The organism is Streptomyces sp. NBC_01283 (genome assembly GCF_041435335.1).
Classification (GTDB): Bacteria; Actinomycetota; Actinomycetes; order Streptomycetales; family Streptomycetaceae; genus Streptomyces.
Genome location: NZ_CP108430.1, coordinates 1540483 through 1564910, shown reverse-complemented (window position 1 = coordinate 1564910; position 24428 = coordinate 1540483). Strand labels below are relative to the sequence as shown.

The 24428-nt window shown below is 71.1% G+C and carries 18 protein-coding genes and 2 pseudogenes; 10 read left to right on the top strand and 10 right to left on the bottom strand.

All coding sequences use genetic code 11. The annotated features are described in order from the left end of the window. Positions 1 to 60: 60 nt before the first annotated feature. On the top strand, positions 61 to 828 hold the full coding sequence (locus OG302_RS07255; protein WP_371525979.1) for a transposase: 768 nt from the start codon (positions 61 to 63) through the stop codon (positions 826 to 828). Positions 829 to 977: 149 nt separating this feature from the next. On the opposite strand, the gene recA is transcribed toward OG302_RS07255, so the two are convergent. The 4 genes from recA to OG302_RS07235 all read right to left on the bottom strand — a co-directional run bounded on the left by recA (position 978) and on the right by OG302_RS07235 (position 5798). Continuing rightward, complete coding sequence (gene recA / locus OG302_RS07250) at positions 978 to 2054, bottom strand: recombinase RecA (RefSeq protein WP_371525978.1); 1077 nt, start codon at positions 2052 to 2054, stop codon at positions 978 to 980. A gap of 451 nt (positions 2055 to 2505) precedes the next feature. Continuing rightward, the gene (locus OG302_RS07245; protein WP_371525977.1) at positions 2506 to 3234 is read right to left on the bottom strand and encodes a helix-turn-helix domain-containing protein; all 729 of its coding nucleotides are present in this window, start codon (positions 3232 to 3234) and stop codon (positions 2506 to 2508) included. A 93-nt stretch (positions 3235 to 3327) separates the two neighbouring features. Further along, a complete protein-coding gene (locus OG302_RS07240) occupies positions 3328 to 4194 on the bottom strand; it encodes a universal stress protein (protein ID WP_371525976.1) in 867 nt (288 codons plus the stop codon). 719 nt (positions 4195 to 4913) lie between these two features. Continuing rightward, positions 4914 to 5798: a universal stress protein gene (locus OG302_RS07235; protein ID WP_371525975.1), complete on the bottom strand. Its 885-nt coding sequence runs from the start codon at positions 5796 to 5798 to the stop codon at positions 4914 to 4916. 345 nt (positions 5799 to 6143) lie between these two features. Between OG302_RS07235 and OG302_RS07230 the strand changes: the two genes are divergently transcribed. After that, positions 6144 to 8528, top strand: a complete 2385-nt coding sequence (locus OG302_RS07230) for a phosphoketolase (RefSeq protein ID WP_371525974.1) — start codon at positions 6144 to 6146, stop codon at positions 8526 to 8528. A gap of 168 nt (positions 8529 to 8696) precedes the next feature. Continuing rightward, the gene (locus OG302_RS07225) at positions 8697 to 9566 is read left to right on the top strand and encodes a universal stress protein (RefSeq protein ID WP_371525973.1); all 870 of its coding nucleotides are present in this window, start codon (positions 8697 to 8699) and stop codon (positions 9564 to 9566) included. A gap of 186 nt (positions 9567 to 9752) precedes the next feature. On the opposite strand, the gene OG302_RS07220 is transcribed toward OG302_RS07225, so the two are convergent. Continuing rightward, positions 9753 to 10238 (bottom strand): DUF5994 family protein, encoded by a 486-nt coding sequence (locus tag OG302_RS07220; protein ID WP_371525972.1) that lies wholly within the window; start codon positions 10236 to 10238, stop codon positions 9753 to 9755. Positions 10239 to 10529: 291 nt separating this feature from the next. Between OG302_RS07220 and OG302_RS07215 the strand changes: the two genes are divergently transcribed. From OG302_RS07215 to OG302_RS07200, 4 genes and pseudogenes are all read left to right on the top strand, one after another. Next, positions 10530 to 11105: a DUF5994 family protein gene (locus OG302_RS07215; RefSeq protein ID WP_371525971.1), complete on the top strand. Its 576-nt coding sequence runs from the start codon at positions 10530 to 10532 to the stop codon at positions 11103 to 11105. A gap of 5 nt (positions 11106 to 11110) precedes the next feature. Further along, positions 11111 to 11299: a hypothetical protein gene (locus OG302_RS07210; protein ID WP_371525970.1), complete on the top strand. Its 189-nt coding sequence runs from the start codon at positions 11111 to 11113 to the stop codon at positions 11297 to 11299. A 311-nt stretch (positions 11300 to 11610) separates the two neighbouring features. Next, positions 11611 to 11998: pseudogene (locus OG302_RS07205) on the top strand (N-acetyltransferase family protein); the annotation flags it as partial. 194 nt (positions 11999 to 12192) lie between these two features. Continuing rightward, on the top strand, positions 12193 to 13938 hold the full coding sequence (locus OG302_RS07200; protein ID WP_371525969.1) for a GAF domain-containing protein: 1746 nt from the start codon (positions 12193 to 12195) through the stop codon (positions 13936 to 13938). Positions 13939 to 13995: 57 nt separating this feature from the next. Here OG302_RS07200 and OG302_RS07195 read toward each other — a convergent pair. The 4 genes and pseudogenes from OG302_RS07195 to OG302_RS07180 all read right to left on the bottom strand — a co-directional run. Beyond that, positions 13996 to 14196, bottom strand: a pseudogene (locus tag OG302_RS07195) (LuxR C-terminal-related transcriptional regulator); the annotation flags it as partial. Positions 14197 to 14545: 349 nt separating this feature from the next. Continuing rightward, entirely contained in the window at positions 14546 to 14884 is a 339-nt protein-coding gene (locus tag OG302_RS07190; RefSeq protein ID WP_371525968.1) for a thioredoxin family protein, read from the bottom strand. Positions 14885 to 14908: 24 nt separating this feature from the next. Then, on the bottom strand, positions 14909 to 15046 hold the full coding sequence (locus OG302_RS07185; protein WP_371525967.1) for a hypothetical protein: 138 nt from the start codon (positions 15044 to 15046) through the stop codon (positions 14909 to 14911). 88 nt (positions 15047 to 15134) lie between these two features. Then, complete coding sequence (locus OG302_RS07180; RefSeq protein ID WP_371525966.1) at positions 15135 to 16274, bottom strand: PucR family transcriptional regulator; 1140 nt, start codon at positions 16272 to 16274, stop codon at positions 15135 to 15137. An 87-nt stretch (positions 16275 to 16361) separates the two neighbouring features. Between OG302_RS07180 and OG302_RS07175 the strand changes: the two genes are divergently transcribed. From OG302_RS07175 to OG302_RS07165, 3 genes are read left to right on the top strand one after another with little or no spacing between them, the layout of a single operon-like run. Beyond that, the gene (locus OG302_RS07175; RefSeq protein ID WP_371525965.1) at positions 16362 to 17417 is read left to right on the top strand and encodes a ferredoxin reductase; all 1056 of its coding nucleotides are present in this window, start codon (positions 16362 to 16364) and stop codon (positions 17415 to 17417) included. Between the two features lie 7 nt (positions 17418 to 17424). After that, entirely contained in the window at positions 17425 to 18543 is a 1119-nt protein-coding gene (locus tag OG302_RS07170) for a fatty acid desaturase (protein ID WP_371525964.1), read from the top strand. Between the two features lie 59 nt (positions 18544 to 18602). Continuing rightward, entirely contained in the window at positions 18603 to 22757 is a 4155-nt protein-coding gene (locus tag OG302_RS07165; protein ID WP_371525963.1) for a hypothetical protein, read from the top strand. A 78-nt stretch (positions 22758 to 22835) separates the two neighbouring features. Here the strand turns inward: OG302_RS07165 and OG302_RS07160 are convergent, their stop codons facing one another. Next, positions 22836 to 24371: an APC family permease gene (locus OG302_RS07160; RefSeq protein WP_371750044.1), complete on the bottom strand. Its 1536-nt coding sequence runs from the start codon at positions 24369 to 24371 to the stop codon at positions 22836 to 22838. Positions 24372 to 24428 lie beyond the last annotated feature (57 nt).

Sequence of the window (24428 nt, the reverse complement as noted above, 5' to 3'; positions counted from 1 at the left end):
CGCAGGACTCCTCCTAAGGCTTGTCCCGTAACGCCTGGTCACAGGTGCGATGATCTTGGGGTGGCTGGTGTGATCACGGCGTCGGAGCCGTCCTGGATAGCCCCGTTCACCGGGCTGAGCCCGCGCTGCTTCGGCAAGTTGATGACCGCGGTGCGGCGTGAGGTCTCGGACGAGCCGCGACGCGGGCGGCCGTGGAGCCTGTCGTTGGAGGACCGGGTACTGCTGGTCGCGGCGTACTGGCGCACCAACCTGACACTGCGTCAACTCGCCCCGCTGTTCGGCGTCTCGAAATCCGCCGCCGACCGGATCATCGACCATCTCGGACCGAAGCTCGCACTTCAGCCGAGGCAACGGTTCGCGAAGGACACCGTGCTGATCGTGGACGGCACCCTGGTGCCCACTCGCGACCACGCGGTGGCCCAGCAGTCGAAGAACTACCGCTACTCCCCGAACCACCAGGTCGTCATCGATGCCGACACCCGGCTCGTCGTGGTCGTCGGCCAGCCGCTGCCAGGCAACCGCAACGACTGCAGGGCGTGGGAGGAATCCGGAGCGAAGGACGCCGTCGGCAAGACAATGACCATCGCGGACGGAGGCTATCCGGGCACCAGCCTGGTGACGCCGCACCGCCGCCGTAAAGGCGAAGAGCTGGCCGACTGGCAAAAGACGCACAACACCTCCCACAAACAGGTCCGTGCCCGCGTCGAGCACGTCTTCGCCCGCACGAAGTGCTGGAAGATCCTGCGGGATTGCCGACTCAGGGGCGACGGTGTCCATCACGCGATGCTCGGCATCGCCCGCCTGCACAACCTCAACCTCGCCGGATAGGCAGCAGGCCCCTCCAACGGCCGACCGCACTCCGACCACGTCGAAGATCATTTACGGGACAAGCCTTAGGCGACCTGCGTGTATTCGTGAATGACACCGCCGAGTGGATCACGGTGGATGACAATGGCGTCTGGTGCTGTGGGGCCGTGTCAGGCGGCGTTTCCCGACGAGGTCCGTGCGGCGTCGGGGACCGGGACGGCGTCCGTGTCCTCGGCGACTTCGGTCTTCGCCGGTGGCCCGATTCCGAGCTTCTCCTTGATCTTCTTCTCGATCTCGTTGGCGAGGTCGGGGTTGTCCTTGAGGAAGTTGCGGGCGTTCTCCTTGCCCTGGCCGAGCTGGTCGCCCTCGTACGTGTACCAGGCGCCCGCCTTGCGGACGAAGCCGTTGTCCACGCCCATGTCGATCAGGCCGCCCTCGCGGCTGATGCCCTGGCCGTAGAGGATGTCGAACTCGGCCTGCTTGAAGGGCGGCGCGACCTTGTTCTTGACGACCTTGACGCGGGTGCGGTTGCCGACCGCGTCCGTGCCGTCCTTGAGGGTCTCGATCCGGCGGATGTCGAGCCGCACCGAGGCGTAGAACTTCAGCGCGCGGCCACCGGTCGTGGTCTCCGGCGAGCCGAACATCACGCCGATCTTCTCGCGCAGCTGGTTGATGAAGATGACCGTCGTCCTGGTCTGGCTGAGCGCGCTGGTGATCTTTCGGAGGGCCTGGCTCATCAGGCGGGCCTGCAGGCCCATGTGGGAGTCGCCCATCTCGCCCTCGATCTCGGCGCGCGGCACCAGGGCCGCGACGGAGTCGATGACGATCAGGTCGATCGCGCCGGAGCGGATCAGGATGTCGGCGATCTCCAGCGCCTGTTCACCGTTGTCCGGCTGGGACAGGATGAGGTTGTCGGTGTCGACGCCGAGCTTCTTGGCGTACTCGGGGTCCAGAGCGTGCTCGGCGTCGATGAACGCCACCGAGCCGCCGGCCTTCTGCGCGTTCGCCACCGCGTGCAGCGTCAGCGTGGTCTTGCCGGAGGACTCCGGTCCGTACACCTCCACCACACGGCCGCGGGGCAGACCGCCCACGCCGAGCGCCACGTCCAGCGCGGTCGATCCGGTAGGGATCACCTCGATGGGCTCATGGGGCCGCTCGCCGAGGCGCATGACCGCACCCCTGCCGAATTTCCGCTCGATCTGTGCGAGCGCGGTGTCCAGCGCCTTTTCGTGGTCGGTTGCTGCCATGAGCTTTCACCCGGTCCGATTGTGTGGCACGCCGCACGTCGGAGGACGTGAGCGTCTACTGCCGACAACGGACGTCTCGGAGATCCCAGAAAACGAACATCCGATCGATTTGCGTGTCCAGTGAAAGGTACCAAACCGCGGGGGAGCGGGACGGGACGCGCACCGGATCGCTCCGGACGCGGACCGGATCGCTCCGGACTCGGACCGTGCCGCCGCCCGCTTCCTCTCGTGACCGGCCTGCTTGTCCAGGCCGGGCGAGACGTATTCGGCTGCCGGGGCGACGTGCTTGAGCGGGTGATCTGGTGCGGCAGTTCCCGGCGGGGCAGATCAAGCTCGGGGAGTCCGCCCCGTAGACCCCGACCAGCAGCGCCCCCTCCTCCAGTGGCAGGATCCACGGTCGGCCCTCGCGGACCTTGCCCGCCCTCGCGGACCGCCCGGATCCGCGGGTGGGCTACTGCAGTTCGGGCCGCGCGACCGCGGACGAGAGATAGGTGTGGCGCGCGGCGATCCGGCGGCCGGTGATCCGGGTGGGGGTGATCGCGATCCAGAGGTCGCGGTCGCCGCCCGTCCACGGCAGGGAGCGCGCCCTCTCGTTCAGCAGACACACCTGGACGGGGTCTGCGACCGCACGTGCCGTGCCTATCAGCAGGACGCTCCACCCCTGGCTGAGGGCGTCGTCCACGCGGTCCACCTCGAAGGCCACCCGGTTTCCCGCGGCGGACGCGGGAAGGGCGTTCGGGGCAGTCCGGTAAGCGACGGCATCCTCCAACAGGATGTAGTTGACCGGCAGGATGACGGGCCCGTCGGGCGTGGACAAGCCCACTCGCCCGATGCCGTGCGTGCCCAGCAGTCGGCGGCACTCCCCGACACCCAGTTCGGTGAACTGGGGACGGTAGGGCGCTCTTCCGGTGCCGGGTGGAAGATCGGCCGTGCCGCCTGACAGCTCGGCAACCGTCGTCTCCAGCGCGTCGGCGAGGCTGGTCAGAAAACCGATACCCGGTGACGTGATGGACTGTTCCTCCACGTATCTGATGTATCCGGGCGCCGAGCCGCACCGCTCCGCCACGTCCTGGCGGGACAGACCGAGTTGCTCTCGACGCCACGACACGCGTCGGCCCATGTCACCCTGCCGGGTGCGGGACGCGGGGGCGGCGGGGCCGGGGGTTGAGGTGGGGGACATGGGACAGCCTCCTGTCGTCGGCCGGAGGATCCGGCGGGGGGAGCGGAGTTCGCGTCGGCGTCGGCCGTGCCGGCGCGCGGCGGTCGCGCGTGGTCAGGCTTGGGGTACCACGGCCACAGCGGTCACCGAGTGGTGCAGCACCGCGTGCGCGACGGAGCCGATGTGCGCGCCGACGTCCGCCCGGCGTTCCCTGCGGCCCACGACGAGGAGACCGGCATCGCGCGATGCCTCCACGAGGTCGCGCGCGGGGTTACCGAGCCGGCATCGCTCGGTGACGGCGACGGTGGGGAACTTCTCCCGCCAGGGCGCCAGAACCTCCGCGAGGATCTCGCTGCTCACCGTGGCCAGTTCGGTCTGGGCCGACCGCATTGCGCCCGTCGGATCGCCGCCGTACAAGGGGGGCAGCTGCCAACTGTGCAACGCCCGCAGCGTGACCCCGTGCCGTTCGGCGTACGCGTAGGCGAATTCCAGCACGGCGTCCGACGGCTGGGCAGTGTCCACGCCCACCACGACGTCGCCGGACGAGAGCCACTCCCGCGCGGACGACGTGTCCTCCGCCCGCACGAGGACGACCGGGGTGGTGCTGCGGGCTATGACCGCCAGCGAGACGGAGCCGAGGAGGAAACCCGCCAGTCGGCCAAGACCCCGTGAACCGAGCACCAGAAGCTCTTGGTCCTTCGCCGTGCAGAGGATTTCGGCGGGCCTGCCGAGTACGTCGATGGTTGCGACATCGAGGTCCGGGTGCCGTGTCCGGAGTGCCTCGGTCGCCGACTGCGCTCCGCCGTCAAGCCAGAGTGACCTCTTGGCACCGGCGAACGTCGCGCGCACCCCGGGGGACGGGTCCCGGACGTGGAGCAGCCGAAGTGGTAGTCGTCGCCGTGAAGCCTCACCTGCGGCCCACTCCGCGGCCGCCAGACTCTCGCGTGAACCATCGATGCCTGCGATCACGGTGCGGGGCATTGGAGCCTCCTGAGTTGGCCGTCGTCGGGACGTCCCCACTCTCCCCGCGTCATGGGAGCGCGCAGCAGGGGCCGTTGGTCCCTCACCGTCTCCAACCGGCCCCGGCCCCGGCCCCGGCCGTCGCCGTGCGCCGGGGGTCCGGTCGAAGGGCGTGCATCACCGATCGTGCAGCGGCAGCGAGCAGCTCCTGCCCGGGGCGAGGGACACCGTACGAGTGGGAAGCCTGGTGGCGATCGGCGATCGCCGATCGCTGAAAGGCGGGCGCGCTGATACACAGTTCTCCGGCCCGTACCTGCGCGGTGACTCCTTCATGCCCCTGATAGCACACGGAGAAGCGGTATGCGGAGAGTCGCGGCAGCGAGACGGGTGTGCGCGCAGACACGCGTCGAAGGCGATCTTCCAGGCGGCGACATGAAGCCGCGCGGAGTCGGTGATGACGCCGTCGGTGTCGAACACGACAACTCTCACGTCCGAAGGTCCCCGCCCGGCGGGCCGGTCAGGGCCGGTCCAACGCGACGGGCTCCGTACGAGGGTGATCGATGCGGCCCTCTTCGTCCCGCGCGAGAGGTCGAGGGCGCGGCGGCCCGGTCGGCCCGGTCGGATGCCGTCCGCATGCCGCCCGTACTCCGCCCTGTCCGCCGACCGGTTGGCCGTGTAGGGCAGTTCGACATCGGCGCATGGTCGTCGGACGAGGCGACGGCCGGATGTCGAGTGGCCGGTCAGGCGTGTGGCACGACGACCATCGGGCACCGGGCGTGGTGCAGCGCCGCGTGGATCATCGGCCCCGTGAACGGACCGGAGCGGGGCCGGTCGCTCCGGCCGAGGACGAGGAGTCCGGCATCGGACGCGGCGTGCAGCAGCAGGCTTTGCGCGCGGCCCTGGAGCGCTGCGGTCGTCACCGCCGTACGGGGGTACTTCGCTCGCCACGGCTGCACCAGCGCGTCGAGGGCCGACTCGTGCTCCGCAGCCACCTCACGGCCGCCCCGGGCGCCCGGCGCCGCGATCGAGAGCGGCCGGTAGCCGTGCAGGATGTGCACGGCGGCGCCGCGCGACTGCGCTGCCTCGAAAGCGAAGGCGATGGCCTCCTCGCCGGGGTGCGCCAGGTCGATCCCGAGCAGCACATCGCGGTACGGAGTCTCCGTCGAGCTGTGTCCTTCCGCGTTCAACAGGTGTGCGTCCGCCGCCTGTTCGCCCGCCCGGACGAGGGCGACGGGGGTCATGGACCGCGCCGTGAGGGTCAGGCCCACTGATCCCGCGAGGTAGCCGGTGAAGCCGTTGAGCCCTCGTGAGCCCAGCACGAGAAGCGCGCCCTGCGACGAGGCTTCCAGGAGGACGGCCGGAGCAGCTCCCGGAATCTGCGCTTCCTCGACTTGCAGGTGCGGATACAGGGATACGAGGTGATCGCGGGCCTCGCGCAGGATGCGCTGCGCCCACTGGCGCTGGCTGGTCGTCGAGGGGACGGCGGCGGAGGGATGCGGGGACCATGCCCAGGCGTGGACGAGGCGCAGTGCCGTGTCACGGCGCTGCGCCTCCCGCGCCGCCCAGCCGGCGGCGGCCAGGCTCTCGGGAGATCCGTCGATGCCGGCGATGACGGGACGCAGCATGATGTTCGCCTCCTGTTGGATGTGGCTCTGCACAGGCTCGTTCGGTCCGCACAAACTCGTTCGGTGCGCTCAGGCTCGTTCGGTCCGCACAGGCTCGTTCGGTTCGACCCTCGCACCGGCGGCCGTGACACAAGAGAGGCCACCCGGCGTCGGCACGGGGCCGAACGGCCCCTCTCCCGCCGCCCGTCGCGGCGACCACGATGGGCGGCAGCGCGAGGCCGTCCGTGGTCGTCACCGCGGTCGGTGACCGTTCCCGGCCGGGCGGCGACCGTCGTCGCCACAGGCCCCTGCCACCGGCGGGGCGGACGGCCCGGACCGGCTCGCCATCAGCCAAGGGAGCGAGACATGGACAGCCATGCCCGGGGAGACGCCCGTTACCTCGACGACATCGCACTCGCGTCGCTGGACGCACACTGGAGGGCCGCGAACTACCTGGCCGTCGGCCAGATCTACCTGATGTCCAACCCGCTCCTCAAGGAGCCGCTGCGGCCCGGACACATCAAGCCCCGGCTCCTTGGGCACTGGGGAACCTCGCCCGGCCTCAACCTCGTGTACACCCACCTCAACCGGGTGGCGCGGGAGCGCGGGCAGGACACCGTCTGTGTCTGGGGGCCCGGCCACGGCGGTCCCGCCGTCCTGGCGAACTCCTGGCTGGAGGGCACGTACTCCGAGACCTATCCGGACGTCAGCCGGGACGAGACCGGCATGGGCCGGCTCTTCCGGCAGTTCTCCTTCCCCGGCGGCGTGCCCAGCCACGTGGCGCCGGAGACGCCGGGATCGATCCACGAGGGCGGCGAGCTGGGATACGCCCTGTCCCACGCCTATGGCGCGGCCCTGGACAATCCGGATCTCCTCGTCGGATGCGTGATCGGCGACGGTGAGGCCGAGACCGGACCGCTGGCGGCCTCGTGGCACTCCAACAAGTTCCTCGACCCCGTCCACGACGGAGCCGTCCTGCCGATCCTGCATCTCAACGGCTACAAGATCGCCAACCCGACCGTGCTCGCACGCCTGCCCAGGGAGGAACTCGACGACTTCCTGCGGGGCGTGGGGCACGAGCCCTTGCACGTCGAGGGCGACGAACCGCTGCGGGTGCACAGCGCCATGGCGCACGCGATGGACACCGCGCTCGACCTGATCAGGACCGCGCAGCGGCGAGCCCGCGAAGAAGGCGTGAGCGAACGCGTCCGCTGGCCGATGATCGTCCTGCGCACACCCAAGGGGTGGACCGGACCGGCCGAGGTCGACGGGCTGCCGGTCGAGGGGACATGGCGCGCCCATCAGGTCCCCCTGAGCGGAGTGCGCGAAAACCCCGACCACCTGGCCCAGTTGGAACAGTGGATGCGCTCCTATCGGCCCGAGGAGCTCTTCGACGAGGCCGGGCGCCCCGTCGACGCCGTACTGGAATGCGTACCGGCCGGAACCCGGCGGCTGGGCGCGAGCCCGCACGCCAACGGAGGGCTACTCGTCCGCGATCTGCCGATCCCGTCGCTGGACCGGCACGCCGTACCCGTCGACAAACCCGGCACCACCCTGCACGAGCCCACCAGGGTCCTGGGCGGCCTCCTGGAAGGGGTGATGGAGAACACCGCGCAGCGGCGCGACTTCCGGCTCGTGGGACCGGACGAGACCGCCTCCAACCGCCTCCAGGACGTGTACGGGGCGAGCGGCAAGGCCTGGCAGGCACAGACACTGGACACCGACGAGCACCTGGACCCGCACGGCCGGGTGATGGAGATCCTCTCGGAACACACCTGCCAGGGATGGCTGGAGGGTTACCTCCTCACCGGCAGGCACGGCCTCTTCTCCTGCTACGAAGCGTTCGTCCACATCATCGACTCCATGGTCAACCAGCACATCAAGTGGCTGCGCACCTCCCGGCGCCTGCCGTGGCGGCGTCCCATCGCCTCGCTCAACTACCTGCTCACCTCGCACGTCTGGCGGCAGGACAGCAACGGCTTCTCCCACCAGGACCCCGGCTTCATCGATCACGTCCTCAACAAGTCACCTGAGGTCGTACGGGTGTACCTGCCGCCGGACGCCAACACGCTGCTGTCCGTGGCGGACCACGTCCTGCGCTCCCGCGACTACGTCAATGTCGTCGTGGCGGGCAAGCAGCCCTGCTTCGACTGGCTGACGCTCGAAGAGGCCCGGGGGCACTGTGCCCGCGGCGCGGGAATCTGGGACTGGGCCGGCAGCGAGAACCACGACGGAGAGCCCGATGTCGTCCTCGGGTGCGCGGGGGACGTCCCCACTCTGGAAGTAATGGCCGCCGCCCAGCTCCTGCGACACCACCTGCCCGACCTCGCCGTCCGGGTCGTCAACGTGGTCGACCTGGCCCGTCTGCTCCCGCAGGAGGAGCATCCGCACGGGATGTCGGGCGCGGACTTCGACGCCCTGTTCACCCCCGGCAAGCCCGTCGTTTTCGCCTACCACGGTTACCCGTGGCTCATCCACCGCCTCACCTACCGGCGCACCGGGCACGCCAACCTGCACGTGCGCGGATACAAGGAGGAGGGCACCACGACCACGCCCTTCGACATGGTGGTGCGCAACGACCTCGACCGCTACCGGCTGGTCATGGACGTCATCGACCGCGTCCCCGGTCTCGCCGTCCGCGCCGCCGCCGTCCGCCAGGAGATGGCGGACGTACGGCTGCGCCACCATGCGTGGATCCGCGCACACGGCACCGATCTCCCCGAGGTCAGCGACTGGACCTGGACCAACTGACCTTCAGGGACTCGTGAGGCGGGGTCGCGGGGGCACGGTCAGCCAGTCGGCCCCCGCGACCCGGCGCGCGAACACCCCACCACGGCACAGAAGCCGTGACGCCGGAACCAGAGCATCCGGAGCCACCGTGTTGCGCGGCTTTCACGGTCAGCACGAGAAGGAGAGGAAATGAGCCGGCGAAGCGAAAGCCCGCACGGCCACGTCGTGGTCGGTACGGACGGATCCCGAGCGGCGACGCACGCACTCGGACAGGCGGCCGGGGAGGCGCACCGCCGCCGGGTACCCCTTGAGATAGTCCACGCCTGGCCCTGGGGCGGCGCGTTCGAGCCCCTGGACGACGATGCGCCGGACATCCTGGCGAAAGCCGCCCGGCACGTCGCGGCGCTGGCCCCGCACGTACAGGTCACCACCGCCGCCGTCGCGGACGACGTCGTGGAAGTGCTGGTGAGGAGGAGCCGGACAGCTGCCCTCACCGTGGTCGGCACCCGCGGCAACGGCGGATTCGCGGGCTTGCTCCTGGGTTCCGTGAGCCTGCGCATGGCCGCGCACTGCCGAAGCCCGCTGCTCGTCGTCCGGGACGAACCTCCGGTGCGGACGATGCCCCGCGTTCGCACCGTCGCCGTAGGCGTGCGGGGGGAGGAGGACGCTCCGGCAGCGTCCTTCGCCTTCGCGGAGGCCCTCCGACGAGGCGCCGGGGTGTCGGTCGTGCACGCATGGGCCTTCGGACGGAACGACCGCACGCACGGTGACCGCGAGTCCCGCGCACGGCGGGAGGAGGCGTCGACCGAGCCAGTCGTGGCTCCACTCCGCAAGGAGCACCCCTTCGTGCGACTGGACAACCGCTCGGTACGTGTCGCACCCGCTCGGGCACTGATCGACGCCTGCGCGACGGGTGAGGTCGTCGTCATCGCCACACACCGCCGGAAGTACACGCTGGGACTGCAACTCGGCCCGGTGACCCATGCGCTCCTGCATCATGCGCGCTGTCACGTCGTCCTCGTCCCGGTCACGGACTCTTCGGGCGCAGAGGCGCACTGACCGCACATCCAGGTGGGGGCTGGCCGAAGACGTGCCCGGCACGAACGGACCCTGAAGGGGAACGCGCGTCGTGGAAGGGCGGGCGGCGGATCCCGCGAGGGTTCGCCGACGGGATGAGGCCGGGTAGTCAAGTAAGTACCGTTCAGCGTAAGTGAATTGGGCTGAGGGGGTCGGTCCTGGGTCCGCTCAGGGCGACGTCTCGGGTTCGGGCGTGGTGGCGACGAGGATCTGAGCGGCCTGGGTGATGTTGTCCGCACGGACGGCGCGGGCCATCGCTTCGCGGGCGGCGTCGGCTGCGGTGTCCGGGGGAACCACCAGCAGGGCGAAGTGGTCGTTGACGCCGCGGGTGATGAGGACGGTGTCGTCACCGACCGGGTCGGAGTCGAGGTGCACGACCTGGTCGTCGATGACCAGGCGGGTCGGGAGGCTGTTCCAGGCGGACGCGTCCACGCCCACCCGTGTGATCGGCCCGAGGTGCCCGGTCAACACGCTGATCAGCGCGGGCAGCTCGGTCTCGATGTCGCGCGTGCGCGGCCACCACGCGCCGTCGAGGAGCCCCTCCCGGGATCGCGTGGTCTCCAGGCGCAACAGGGCCGTACCGGGTTTGACCGCCTGGTGGATCGCATTCGGCAGGAGCAGCGGGGGCGTGGGGGAGATGTCGGAGTCAGCCATGTCGGTTCGCCCGTCTACGGGGTGCGGCCGTGCGTTGCCGCCAGTCGGCGCCCATGCTCACGCCGGTGCCCGTCGGCGACGTGCACGCGCCCGCTTCGTTTCACGATACTCCCGCCGCCCGCTCCGCTGCCCGCCGGAAAAATGCCTGGTCAACCCGGTCAGAGTGCGCCGATCAGGCGTACGCTGAAAGCACCGGGAGTATTTCGCACACCGGCTTTCACGCGGGTGTCACTTCCGGCGATCGCCTAAAAACCGGACTGCCGACGGGCAGTCCGGGGGCAGGTCCGCATCATGACCACGACCCTCGACCGGACCGCGCCCCGCGACCTCGCCGCAGAGTTCCCGGCACGCTTGTCCCTCACTCCGAGGACCACCCTGCGCGGCCAGCTGGACGGGGCCTGGTGGCCCTACTCCCGAGACCTCGAAGCCGAGCTGCCGCCACTCGCCGCCGCCCTGGAGGAATCCTGGGGCCGCATCACCCGCGTCACCGTCAACCCCACACGCTGGCCCGTCGTCCCTCACACGGTGCCCGTGGGCGGGCGCAGGCTGCACGTGGGCTGGTTCACCGAACAGGACCCCGACAAGCTCATCCTGCTCTCCTACACGGTGGGGCGCTGGGACCTCCTCGTCATCCCGCCCGAGACCGCACCCACGGCCGGGGCGCGCCTGATGGCCGCCGCCGCGATCCCCGGCAGCGTCTTCACAGCGGGCGCCCTGATGGCCAACGAAGCCGTCATCGGGCGGGGCATCCGCGATGCCGGGCGCCGGGAAGCCGCCTGGGAGGACGAAGGCGGGGCCTGCATGTCGCCCTTCGGAGACTCGATGGGCCGAAGCGCCCTCCCGCCGCCCGAAAACAGCTGGAGGTGAGCCCAATGGAGACCCTCATCGTCATCGCGGTGATCGTCCTCGCGATCGGCATCGGGATGCGCCTGATCCACCTGCTCAACGCGCAGCACGACGCACGGATCGCTGCCCACCACTTCAGCGACCCCTTGCCGAGACCTCCCGGCCTGCCGGACGACACCGGTCGTCGAGCCCGCCGCAGGCATCCCGACCAGTGAGGAACAGACCCTTCTCCGACCGGGGGCAGCGGGTGGAGGCGCCGCCGCGGCGCTGGTGGCCGACTGCTGAGGACGCCGACCCGTACACCGGTGGCACTGCCACCCCGTCCGGCCCGCAGCCGCACCTTTGATGTCCGCCAGGTGCTGGCCTGGGCCCATTGCGCGTGCGGGGCCAGGTTCCAGGGCCGACCAACCCCCAACGCAACCCCGGACAGCCCACGGTCCACGCCCTGCTCTCGGACGGCACCACCGCGTGCATACGTCCCGTGCGGCCGGGCGATCACGAGCAACCGCGCGGTCTCTGCGAGGAGATGTCCGCCGACCGGGCCCTGCACGCTGCCGCGCCCCGGCCACCGGGTGCTGATGGCGGAGTCGAAGGGCCAGGTGAGCGGCCAGGCCGAGTACGAGGTCGGCGACGAAGCGGCCACGGCTGAGATCTCCGTCGCGGTGGCCGACGGACTGCACCACCGGGGCGTCGGCACACGACCGGTCGAGCACCTGGTCTCCGCCGCCCGTGCGGACGGCAGCACCACGTTCACGGCCGACGCGCTCTTTGAGAACCACGAAGTGCTCCAGCTCTTCGCCGACCTGGGCCTGCGCACCGCACGCCGTTTCGACGGTCCGGAGGTGCGTCGCGCCATCGAACTGGACGAGGACGACGTCCAGCTCTCGGCCGTCGAGGCACGCGGCCGGGCCGCCTGCCGCACGTACGGCATGAGGCTCGTCGGACCCGTATGGTTCAGCTCCGGCGTCGACCGTCAGCACGGGGGTCTCGTCCCCGTGCAGCCTGTCTTCGGCCCGCTTGATGACGATGCCGAGGCCCCCGGACAGTACGGTGAACACAGGGGAACCGGTGCGAACTGCCTTGTCTGCTGTGTCGGTCGGAGGAAGTCATGAGCGGGGATGGACGCGGCGGTTCCGAGGAGCACGTGCCCAAGCTGCGCCTCGATGAACTGCTGGGGGAGCTGCAGGTGCGGATCGACGCGGTCCGCGGCACCCGGGACCGCCTGCACAGCCTGCTGGAGGCCGTCCTCTCGGTCGGACGGGAACTCGACCTGCCGCAGGTGCTGCGCAGCATCGTCGAGGCCGCGGTGGTGCTGGTGGACGCTGAGTACGGAGCGCTGGGCGTGATCGGCGGTGACCAGAACCTGTCCGAGTTCCTGACCGTCGGCATCGGCGAAGAGGGGCGGTCGGAGATCGGGGCGCTGCCCAGCGGGCACGGTCTCCTCGGAGAGCTGATCCGCCACCCTGTGCCACTGCGGCTGCCGGAGCTGTCGGAGCACCCGGCGTCGTACGGCTTTCCGGCGAACCACCCGCCGATGCACTCCTTCCTGGGCGTACCGATCAGGGTGCGCGACGAGGTGTTCGGAAACCTCTATCTCACCGAGAAGCGCAGCGCCAGGGAATTCGACGCGGAGGACGAGTCGGTCCTGTCGACGCTGGCAGTGGCCGCCGGAGTGGCCATCGAGAACGCACGGCTGTACGAGGAGACCAGGCTGCGCGAGCGCTGGCAGCGGGCCAGCGGCAAGGTCACCAGCATGCTCCTGACCGGTGCGCCGAGCGCGGAGGTGATGGAACTGATCGTCGACGAGGCCCGGAAGATCGTCTCCGCCGACATGGGGCTGATCGCGGAGCGGGTACCGGGCGAGGAGACACTGCGACCGGCCCTGGCGGTCGGCCTGGGCAGAGAGGAACGCAGCGGTCTGGTGCTGTCCGCGCGGGGCGGTTTCGTCGGAGCGGCACTCGGCGCGATGGAACCGGTGGTCAGCGCCGACGTCGAGCACGACTCCCGCACGGGTGAAGGCGAAGCCCAGTGGGCCGGGCTCGGGCCCGTGGTCGCGGTGTCGCTCGGCGCCGGCGGGAAGGCGCGGGGCGTGTTGCTGCTGGGCCGCGTGCCCGGCGGTACGCCGTTCGGCGTCGTGGACTCCGGGCCGCTGCTCGGCTTCGCCGACCAGGCGGCGCTTGCTCTGGAGCTGGCAGAGCGGCGGCGGGACGCGGAACAGATCACCCTGCTCCAGGACCGGGACCGCATCGCCCGCGACCTCCATGACATCGCCATCCAGCGGCTCTTCGCGGCCGGCATGACCCTGCAGAGCACCCAGCGTTTCATGGAGCACCCCGAGGGCATGGAGCGGCTGACACGGACCGTCGACGACCTCGACGACACCATCAAGATCATTCGGTCCACGATCTTCGGACTGCGCACCCACGGTGGGGGCGGGCGGGAGAGCGACGGCTTGCGCGGCCGGGTGTCCGAGGCAGTGAAGGCCTCGGCCACGTCACTGGGGTTCCCGCCCGCGCTGCGCATCGAGGGGCTCGTCGAGACCGACGTCCCCGACGACATCGCCGACCACGCCGTCGCGGTACTCGGCGAGGCACTCAGTAACGCGGCCCGGCACTCCGGAGCGCAAGCGGTGGACGTCCGGCTTCAGTGCGCCGGGGGCGAGTTGACGCTCACGGTGACGGACGACGGCTGCGGGGTGCCGGGGGGCGTCGGGCGCAGCGGGCTGAAGAACATCGAGGAGCGGGCCGTCACCCTCGGCGGAACGCTGACGCTCGACGAACGGCCGGAGGGCGGTGGCACGCGGCTGGTGTGGCGGGTCCCCGTCAGCGCGGACGGAGCCGCGGTCGGAGGCTGACCGCACACGGGTCCGGCCCGGTAGCAGGCCCGGACGATGAGGCGGGGCTGGACGGGCTCATCGCGTCGGGTGGTCGGTGGAGTCGGTCTGTCCGGGATGGCTGGCCAGGGCCGCCGCCTGGACACGGTGCTGGACGCCGAGTTGGGCCAGCGGCGGGGAGACGTGGTTCTTCGCCGTCTTCTCGGACGGGCGGAGCTTCTTGCCGATCCCGCGGTCGGTGAGCCCGCCCCCGATGAGCGTGAGGATGTCCCGCTCGCGGGAGTTGGCCCGGCACCGGTGCCGGTGGGGTTGGGAGTGAGAAGCCGATCTGACGGATCTCCTTGGCGCCGGACTTACGCGTACGGCGTCGTACGGGTGCCGACGGGGCTTCAGAACTCCAAGTCAGAACCAGGCACTTGACCGGGGGGGGAAGAGGTCGCAGGTTCAAATTCGGGAGCAAATCTGGGAGCGACGTCAACCGGCGGTGGATCTGGGGTCCCCGATCCGGTCTCTCCCATGGAACATCTCCGCTGCCGGGTCTGGTGTACGAGGCAGGGGGCCGCACTGTTCGCCCCCTTGTTCGAATGCCCGTCATGGAGCCGTGCTCCCCCTCGACCGCAGCGGCCGCTCAGAGGTGGCCGTCCAGGAACTTCCGTACCTCGGCGGTGGTCATGGGCCCCGTGCCGTGCGCCACCGCCTCTCCCTCCTTCAGCAGGACGTAGGACGGGGCTCCGGTGATCCCGTATCGCTCGGTCGCGGCCGGACAACGCGTGATGTCGGCGCGGACGGCCGTCAGGCGGCCCGCGTATTCGTCGGCGATGCCACCCACGACGAGGTCCATCACCCGGCAGGGCTCGATTGCCTTGGGCCATGTCCCGGTGAAGTAGGCGAGGACCGGAACTCCGCTCATCCCGAGGATGAAATTGAACTCCGCGTCCTCACGGGGTCGGTGGACCCGCTTCGTCATGGAAGCTCCTGACCTCACGTTTCGTCATTCCCTCTCTATCATCTCCCGCGCGGTGTGCCGGGCCGGCCCGGTCGGTCGTACGGTCGTCCGCTTGACCTGGTGGAAGGGAGGCACGGGGCCGTCGGTCAGCTCGTGCCAGGGCAGCGCCCTCCACGTCGACATGAAGGCCGTTTCCCTAGGGGGCTTCCCGAGGCTCCGCCTGGACCGCTCGCGGAGGCGTTCGTGGACTTCGTGGGCGTCGAAGTACGCGTCAGCCGCCCCGAAGACCGACCGCCAGCGTCAGTTCAAGGACCCGGTTCGGCGATGCGAGATCCGGAAACAGCTCCCGCAGCTGCGACATCCGGTAGCGGACCGTCTGGGGATGGACGAACAGCGCCGCCGCCACCTCCTCCCGCCTGCCCTGGTGCAGCAGCCACGCCCGCAACGTCTCCTCCAGCCGCCGTGCGGTCGCGGCGGGCAAGGTCCGCAGCGGTGCGAGGGCTCGGGCACGCAGGTCCGCGAACGCGTCCGCGTCGGCGCTCAGTACCAGCTCGGGCAGGTGGTCCTCGGTGTCGCGGATATCGGGGGAGAGGGAGCGTGCGCGTGCGGCTCGTGCGTACGAGTCGGACGCACGAGTCCATGGCCTGGCCGGGCCGGCCACGGCGGTGCGGTCGGTCAGCTGCCGCAGGAGGTGTGATCGGTCGGCGTCGGGGACGAGCAGCACACCGGTGGCGTCCGGCAGATCGTCGAGGACGAGGGTGCTCGGGTCGAGCGCGCGGTAGGCGGGCCGGGCCTGGGCAGCGGGGAGCAGGACCGCGGTCAGCGTGACCGGAGGCTGCCACCCGGTACGTTGTGCCGAGGCCAGCAGTACGTCCGGGCTCGCGCCGGCGAGGAGGTCGCGGGCCAGGTGTTCCAGGTGGCGCTCGTGGGCCCTGCCCCGGGCGGCCAGTTCGTCGGCGTGGCCCGCGGCGCTCGCGGCGGAGAGCTCGTCGATGTAGGCGAAGGTCAGCTCGGCGAACTTGGCGACCTCGGCGGCGGGCAGACCTGCGGGTACGGCACCCGCTGCCAGGCACCGCCAGGCCACGCGGGCGCCGACGCGGTAGGCGCTGAGCAGGGCGTCCATCGAACGGCCGTCGCGCACCTCGCCGCGGCCCAGCTCGTAGGCCGCGTCACCGGCGTCGCCGCCGGTGGCGTGCCCGCTCGCGAGGTCCAGGTAGTGCCCCAGGGTGGTGCGGACGGCGCGGCGGATGGTGGCGCCCATGCGGCCCGACAGGGCGTTGGCGTAGGGAGGGACCTCGTCGATGATCGCCTGGACGACCTCGTCGGCGGTGGTCTTCACCGCGGCCCGAAGTGCGGTGACCGTCGTCTCGTCCAGGGCCAGCTCGCTGGCCCTCTGGATTGCATGGCTCACGTTTTTGTTTCCTGCGAACAATTTGGCCGACCAGATTTACGTCCTGCGGTCAGGACTTTACGCCTTGAGGCGCAGCAAGCTGAAGTCATGACGAGTACAGCCCTCCGCGGCAGGGCCTGGAAACTGCTGGAGATGGTCACGACGCCGCTGCTGCCGTCGGACTACCTCGACCTGGTCAGCCCGCTCCGGGCGGGCGCCGACCTGCGTGGGCGCATCGAGGCCGTGCACCCCGAGACGGATGACGCCGCGACCATCGTGATCAGGCCGGGACGGGGCTGGCGCGGCCACACGGCCGGTCAGTACGTGCGGATCGGGGTCGACGTCGAGGGAGTGCGCCTGTGGCGTGCCTACTCCCTCACCTCGCCGACCAACCGCCAGGACGGTCGCGTCACGATCACCGTGAAGGCGATCCCGGACGGCAAGGTCAGCAACCACCTGGTCCGCAGAGCGAAACCCGGCACGCTGATCCAGCTCGACCAGCCGACCGGTGACTTCGTGCTGCCGCAGGCCAGGCCCGCCAAGGTGCTCTACCTGACGGCCGGCAGCGGCATCACGCCCGTGATGGGCATGCTGCGCGACACCGAGTTCGACGACGTCGTCATGGTCCACTGCGCGCCACGGCCGCAGGACGTGATCTTCCGCGACGAACTGCACGACCTGGTCACGGACACGAAGCTGCGGCTCACCGAGGTACACACCGACACGGACGGCATGCTCGACATCGCCCGTCTCGACGAGCTGGTGCCCGACTGGGCCGAGCGCGAGACCTGGGCCTGCGGGCCCGCGGGCCTGCTCGACGCCGCCGAAGAGCACTGGAGTGAGCACGGCGTACAAGAGCGCCTGCACACCGAACGCTTCCGCCCCAGCATCGTCGTCGTCGGCGACGGCGGCGAGGTCACGTTCAGCGCCACCGGCAAGACAGCCGACGCGGACGGCGCCACGCCGTTGCTGGACGTCGGCGAGGAGGCCGGCGTGCTCATGCCCTCCGGGTGCCGCATGGGCATCTGCTTCGGCTGCGTCACGCCGCTCAAGGCCGGCGCCGTCCGCGACCTGCGCACCGGCGAGATCACCGAGGCCGAGCCGGGCGTCCTCATCCAGACCTGCGTGTCCGCCGCGGCGGGCCCCTGCGACATCGAACGGTAGGAGTACCTTGACCGCCATCGACCCCACCGCCCACCTGACCGCGGAGCAGATCGAGGAGCTCGGCCGCGAGCTGGACGCGATCCGCGACGAGGTGATTGCCGGCCGCGGCGAGAAAGACGCCGCCTACATCCGTAAGGTCATCTCGGCGCAGCGCAAGCTCGAGCTGGTCAGCCGGGGTGTGCTGCTGTTCTCGATCTTCCCGCCCGCGTGGCTGCTCGGCACCGCCGGTCTGTCCGTGGCGAAGATCATGGACAACATGGAGATCGGCCACAACATCCTGCACGGCCAGTGGGACTGGATGCGCGACCCGAAGATCCACTCCAGCACCTGGGAGTGGGATCACGTCTCGCCGTCCGAGCAGTGGAAGCACTCGCACAACGAGCTGCACCACACGTACACCAACGTGATCGGCAAGGACAACGACCTCGGCTACGGCATCATGCGCGTCGACGAGGACCAGAAGTGGCACCCGGTCTACCTCGGCCAGCCGCTGTGGAACTTCCTCAACGCCTGCTTCTTCGAGTACGGCATCGCCGCGTACGACCTGGAGCTCGGCAAGAACCTGGACAAGCGCCGCCGCAAGAACCCGGAGTTCCGCGCGCGGGCCAAGGCCGTGGGCCGCAAGATCCGCAAGCAGGTGCTCAAGGACTACGTGATCCACCCGCTGCTTTCGGGTCCGTCGTTCCTCCCCACGCTCGGCGCCACGTTCACCGCGAACCTGGTCCGCAACATCTGGTCCCACTCGGTGATCATGTGCGGGCACTTCCCCGAGGGCGTGCAGGTCTTCGAGCGCCGGTCGATCAAGGGCGAGACGCGCGGCCAGTGGTACCTGCGCCAGATGATGGGCTCGGCGAACATCAGCGGCAGCAAGGCCATGCACTTCATGACCGGCAACCTGTCGCACCAGATCGAACACCACCTGTTCCCGGACCTGCCGAGCAACCGGTACGCCGAGGTCGCGGTGAAGGTGCGCGCGCTGTTCGAGAAGTACGAGCTGGAGTACGTCACCGGTCCGCTGCCCAAGCAGGTGTTCTCCGCGTGGCACAAGGTCTTCCGGCTCTCGCTGCCGAACAAGAAGCCCAAGCTCAAGATGCCGGACCGCGAGCCGGAGCTCGTCGCGGCCTGATTCCGGTACGGGAGCCGTCTCCACGCAGTCCTGTCAGTACCGCCTGGCACGATCGGGGCATGACCAGCCGCACCGACACTGTCGTCCCGCTCCCGGCCAACCACCGCATCTCCGAGACCTACGCCGACTGGGCGCGCACCCGTGATCCGGCCGCCGAGGCCGCCGCGCTCGCCGTCCTCGACGAGGCCGACCGGAAGCGGGGGCGGGCCTGGGAGAAGCCCGGCCGGTTCGTGGACGACATGGAGGGCCTGGCCCGAGGTCTGCCGACGGCCCATCTGCCCTGGTTCTGGGACACCGTCGGCCACTGGCTGTTGGAGACGCACCGCCGCTCGGCCGCCCGCGCCTACGGCCAGGCGCGCGCTGCCGAACGCGATCACCGGCTGCACGTCGACGCCGGCTGGCGGCGGGCGAATGTGCTGCTGTTCGCCCGGTTCGGCGCCCTGCCCGCCACCGAACTCAGCGGGCACCACACCTGGCTGACCTCGATCCTCGAACCCGACGACGCACACCGTGAGTTCGTCCATCTGCTGATCACCTGGGCGGCGTCGCCCGGCGAGCTCCCCGCAGACCTGACCCGCCGGGTCCGCGACTCGGCCCGCGCCGCCGGCCTCGGCACCGATGAGGAGGCCCGGGTGCTGGGCGGGCTGCTGGCCGCAGCCGGCGGCAAGGCCGTACCCGACCGGCTGCTCGACGCCGCCGCCGGACCGCTCGCCGCGCACCCGCCGACGGACGACCAGGCCACACGACTCCTGGACTTGTTCCCCGAGTCGAAGTACAACGCGGCTGCCTGGCTGCGGCTGCTCATCCGCTGCGGCGCCGCCGACGCGGCAGCGGCCGGCCGGATCGCCCCTGAGGGCGGCCTAGGCGCCTGGCTGCGCCGCTACTGCGCCGACTACTCGCACCGCCGTGTCGCCGGCGGCGGGGTGACCAGTCAGCCCATGCCGGCCGAACTCCTCGACCTGGTGGGCCGGTTCGCACCGCTGCTGCGGGCGGCCGGCACCCCGGTCCGGCTGCACGAGGACCGCTACCGGTGGCAGCACCTGGACGCGGACCTGCTCGACCTCTGCCTCGCCGAGGGCATACCCGTCGAGGACCCTGGCGCCGCCATCCGCCTGCAGTTCTGGGACGAGCGCTCGCAGCGGGACCTCAAGGCGCTCGCCGCCGACCCGGTGTTCGGGCCCCGTCTGGAGGACACCGTGCACGCCGGGCTCCGCTCCCGTCCCGGTGCCACCGCCGGGCCCCGCCCCGGCACCGCCATCAGCCGGCTCCCGCACAACCCGGGCGTTGCCGCCGAGGTGCACGCCCGGATCGAGAAGCTCCTCGACGCCCTGCGCGGCGGTGGCCTCGCCGCCGCCGACGAAGCCGTGGACGAACTGCGCGATCTCCTCGACCGGCCCACCGCCATCGCCCTGGACGGCATCGAGGAAGCCCTCGACGCCCTCGACCTCACCGGCCCGCTGGCCCGCACCCTGCGCGCCGGACTGCCCGAGGAGCTGGGCTGGCCCGCCCTGGAGCGGGCCCTTGCCGAGTTCCGTCCTGACGAGACCGTGCACGTCACCTGCACCTGGCCGGTGCTCACCGTGTACGGGGAAGCGCGCGCCATCGCGGTCGACCACGCAGGCCGGCGCGGCGATCACACCCTGGAACTGCCCGACGCCTCCCGTTCCCACACCGTGCACTGGGTGGGTGGCCGGTTCCTCGTCGCGTGGGGTGAAGCCGAGGGCGGCTCGCGGCCCCGGCACGCCTACTGGTCCGACCGGCCCGGCGAGACCTTCGAACCGGAGCAGACGTTCGGACTGGCCCCCTACGGCGGCAGCATCCAGGGCGGCCTCGGCTATCAGTTCGAGACCCCTGATGGCGGTGGGCGTTTCGACGGCGAACGAGTCCTGCGCGCCGGTGGCCACGAGGGTGTCGGCCACCGCGACTACCAGATGTACGACGGCCACGCCCTCTGGAGCTCCGAGGTATTCGGCGAACGCAGGACTGGCTGGGCCCGCTTCGACCCGGGCACAGGAACCCCCACCGACGACCGCGCCCTGCCCGCATTCCACCGCCCCGCCGAAACCCCGCCCGGAACCGAGCCCTTTGCCGACCACCGGATCCTCGCCGCGCTGCCGGCCGGCGCCCCGCCCTCCCCGCTGGGCCAGGACGGGCAGCTCGCCGGCTGCCGGGTCCACTACCGCACGCCGCACGACGGGCCGTCACCCCGCGCCTTCGTGCTGGAAACCATTGACGGCCGCACCGCCTCCTACCGCAGCCGCCGCTGGGGCCGCCGCCCCTGGGGCATCCTCGCCCTGCCGCTCGGCGGCGAGGACGCCGTCATGACCGGCGAGGTCACCATCCGCAGCCACGCCGCCGAGGACAACTCCCTGCTCTGGCAGGTCAGGGGCTTCCCCGGCAGCCGCGACCGCTCCCCGGTGCGCGCCACTCTCGGCGAGCAGGCCGGGCCCGTGCCGCCGCCCGCCTATTGGCACTTCCTCATCCCCCGTGACGAAACATCCTCCAAGGCCCTGCGGGCCGTTGCCGACACAGACGTGCGCCGGCTACTGCACCCCGGCGCCGGGAGCGGCAACGACATGCCCCACCCGCTGCCCGGCGTGACCGACCCGCGGATCCGGGCCGGCGTCGACCGCGCCGCCCAACTCGCCGCCGACGTACTGCGCCGCCGCCGGGAACTGTCCCACCGGGTCGCCGTGATGCGGTCCGGTCCGGTCGTCGACCTGCCCGACCCGGCACCCGACACCCGCCTCACCCCCGCGCTGCGTGGCCTGTTGCCCCAGTTGCGGCCCTTCGAGGAGCATCCACCACAGCCGCAGCCCGCGCTCCTCACCTCGGTCGCCGCCGACGGCCGGTACCTACGCGGCGAGATCGAGGACGAGGTCCGGGTGCTCGCTCTGCCCGCCACGCCGCCGGAGTGGGCGGTGCTGACCGGCCGGATCGACGCAGTTGCCTGGCGCGCCGTCGTCGCCGCCACCCCCGACGAGGAACGGCAGGCTCTCACCGCCCTGCTCGGCGTGTGGAGCCGACAGCCGTTCGCCGAGGCCGACAGCGTCTGGCGGACCGGCCGCGCCCCCGAGCAGCGGATCGCCGAACTCCGCGGCGGCGGCGCCCTGATCGCCTCCGGCCCGGTCCGCAGCGGCCTCGCCCCCTTCCTCCACCGCGCCGACGGCCCGGCGCCCGCCGACGCCGAGGAGTGCGAGACCCACACCATCACCGGCGACGACACCACCCGGCTGCCCCGCCTGCTGGCCCTGCTTGCCGAACACGGACCGCTGCCGGTGCCCGAGGAGGCGGTGGACCTGTTCCGCTGGCGCACCGGAGTGCCGCGCCCGATCGCCGCCCTGGTCCTGGACGGGTTCGCCGGCAGAGACGACTACGACGAGCATCGCAAGCTGCTCCGCGCCAAGCCGTACAAGGCGGACCGGGACACCGTCTGGGCGTACGACGATGTGCGGGCGCGGCTCGGCCCGGCCGGCCGGCGCACCATGCTCGCGGCAGCCCTGCCCGCGGACCCGGCCGAGCTGTGGGCGCCCGGTGGTATGACCGCCGCCGCGGAACGGATGGCCGCCGCCTGGGCCGGACTCCTGGGCACCGGCCCGTACACCGACGACGGCAGCCACGCCGCCGCCCTCGCCGCGGACCGGGGCCTCCCCGAGACCTGGGCCACTGCCCTGCTCACCGGCCGCGTCCCGGAGCCCCTGGCCGCCGACGGGGTGCGGGCCGCCGCCACCGCCGCCGCCTGGGCGCTCACCGAACGCCCGGTCGGTGACCCGGCCGCGGCAGGTGCCCGCGCCCTCGTCGACCGGCTCACGGACGCCCCCGCCGATCTCCTCACCGCCCTGCGCCGGCTGGCGGACCGCTCCGCCGTCACCCCGGTCCCGCCGGGCCAGTACGAGACCAACCCGCTGTTCAGCGTCCCGGCTCTGGTGGAAGAGGCCGCGGCGGCCCTCGGCGTAGGCCGCGACGCGGCGGCCCTGCACCTTCAACTGCACGCCCTCGACCGTCCGGCCGACCGCACCGTCCGCCGCTGGAACACCTGGACCCTCGACCACCACCGCGCCGTCCGCAAGGAACTCACTGCCGCGAAGGCGCCCCGCCCCGCGCCGCCCGCCCCGGCGGACGGCCCCGCAGCCCTCGCCACCCCGATCCCCGTTCACGAACGGTTCGCCAGGGCCTGGGCGGAGCAGCCAGAGCAGAAGCCGCGTCGCGGCTGACTCATCGTTCGGTGTGACGGCTGGGAGGGGAATGCGTGGGGCAGGGCCGGGTGCATGAATGCCCGTCCCTGTCCCCGCTCAGTGAGCGGGGTTCGTGCGGAGGTGGGCTGTGCCTGAGCGGACTGCCCAGGCGAAGACCGCGAAGGCGACGACGCCCACCACGAGCGAGTCGTAGGGCGCCGGCAGATGGCCGGAGCCGCCGAACGTGCCGAGCCACGACAGCAGGGCAAGTGCCGCCAGGTGGAACACGATCCAGGCGCCCTGGCGCAGTTCCTCGGCCGGAGGGCTGCCCGCCGTCCTGCGTCGTTGCAGCAGGAACAGCGGGACACCGGCGAGGACGAGAGGCAGGGCGAGTCGCAGGTCGTCCCAGCCCGACCAGTAGATGAACTCGGTCGCCACGGCGAAACTGACCGGTGCGATCCAGCGGACCCCCGGCATGTGGCCGTCCGCCAGGGGCAGGCCACGCTCCCGGTCGTGCGCCCGGAAGGACGCCACGGCCACCGCCGAGGCCGCGTAGATGATCAGGTACATGTCTCCCATCACACTCACGATGTCCTGCCAGCCGCCGAACGGGAGCATGAACACGATGATGACCGCGAGGTTGAGGACCAGGGCGCGGCGTGCGATGCCGGAGCGGGGATCGATGCGCATGAAGAAGCGGGGGAGCAGGCCGTTCTTCGAGAGGGCGTAGGTGTGGCGGGCGTCGATCGCGACGCCCACGTAGGCGGAGCCGCCCGGGGAGACCACCGCGTCGGCGTAGAGCAGGGTGGCCAACCAGTGCAGGTTCAGGACGAGGGCGAGCTGGCCGAACGGTGACTCGAAGTTGACTCCCTGCCAGCCGTGCGCGAGCAGTGAGTCGGGCACCGTGTAGAGGAAGGCGAGTTGCAGCCCGAGGTAGACGAGCACCGCGAGGCCGATGCCGGTGAGGACGGCGGCGGGGACGTTGCGGCGCGGGTTGCGGGCCTCTCCGGAGAAGTCCAGAGGGGCCTGGAAGCCGTTCACGGAGTACACGATGCCGCCGCCCGCGAGTGCGGTGAGGCAGGCCGCGTAGCCGTACGGGGCGAACCCGCCGTGGTCCGTGAGGCGGCCCGAGTGAGTGCCGGACAGGAACAGGGCGACCACCGTGAGCAGCGGGACGACGACCTTGAACACCGACACGAGGTTGTTCATGCGGGCGAACATCCGCACCGCGAACCAGTTCAGCGCGGTGAGCAGCACGCTCAGTGCGGTGGCGACACCCAGACCCGACGCGGTGAGGCTGCCGTCGCGGTAGAGCCCGGGCACGTAGTGGGCGGCGTACTGCATGATCGCGCTGATCTCGGCCGCGGTGCCGCCCACGGAGAGCATGACGGACCAGCCGACTACCGTGCCGACGAGGCGGCCGTTCGCGTACAGCGGCCAGCGGACCGTGCCGCCGCCTTCGGGCCTGGTGGCGCCGAGTTCGACCATGACCAGGGCCACCAGCGCGCAGAGCAGGCCGGCCGCGACCCAGGAGAGCAGCGCGGCGGGTCCTGCGGTCTGGGCGGCGTACATGGCGGCGAAGAGCCAGCCCGAGCCGAGGATGTTGGAGAAACCGATCGCGGTCAGGCCCCAGAACCCGAGGTCCTTGCGCAGCCGGTTCTCCTCGGCGCGGACATCCGGGGCAACGGCAGTCTCCGCCGGCTGTTGCTG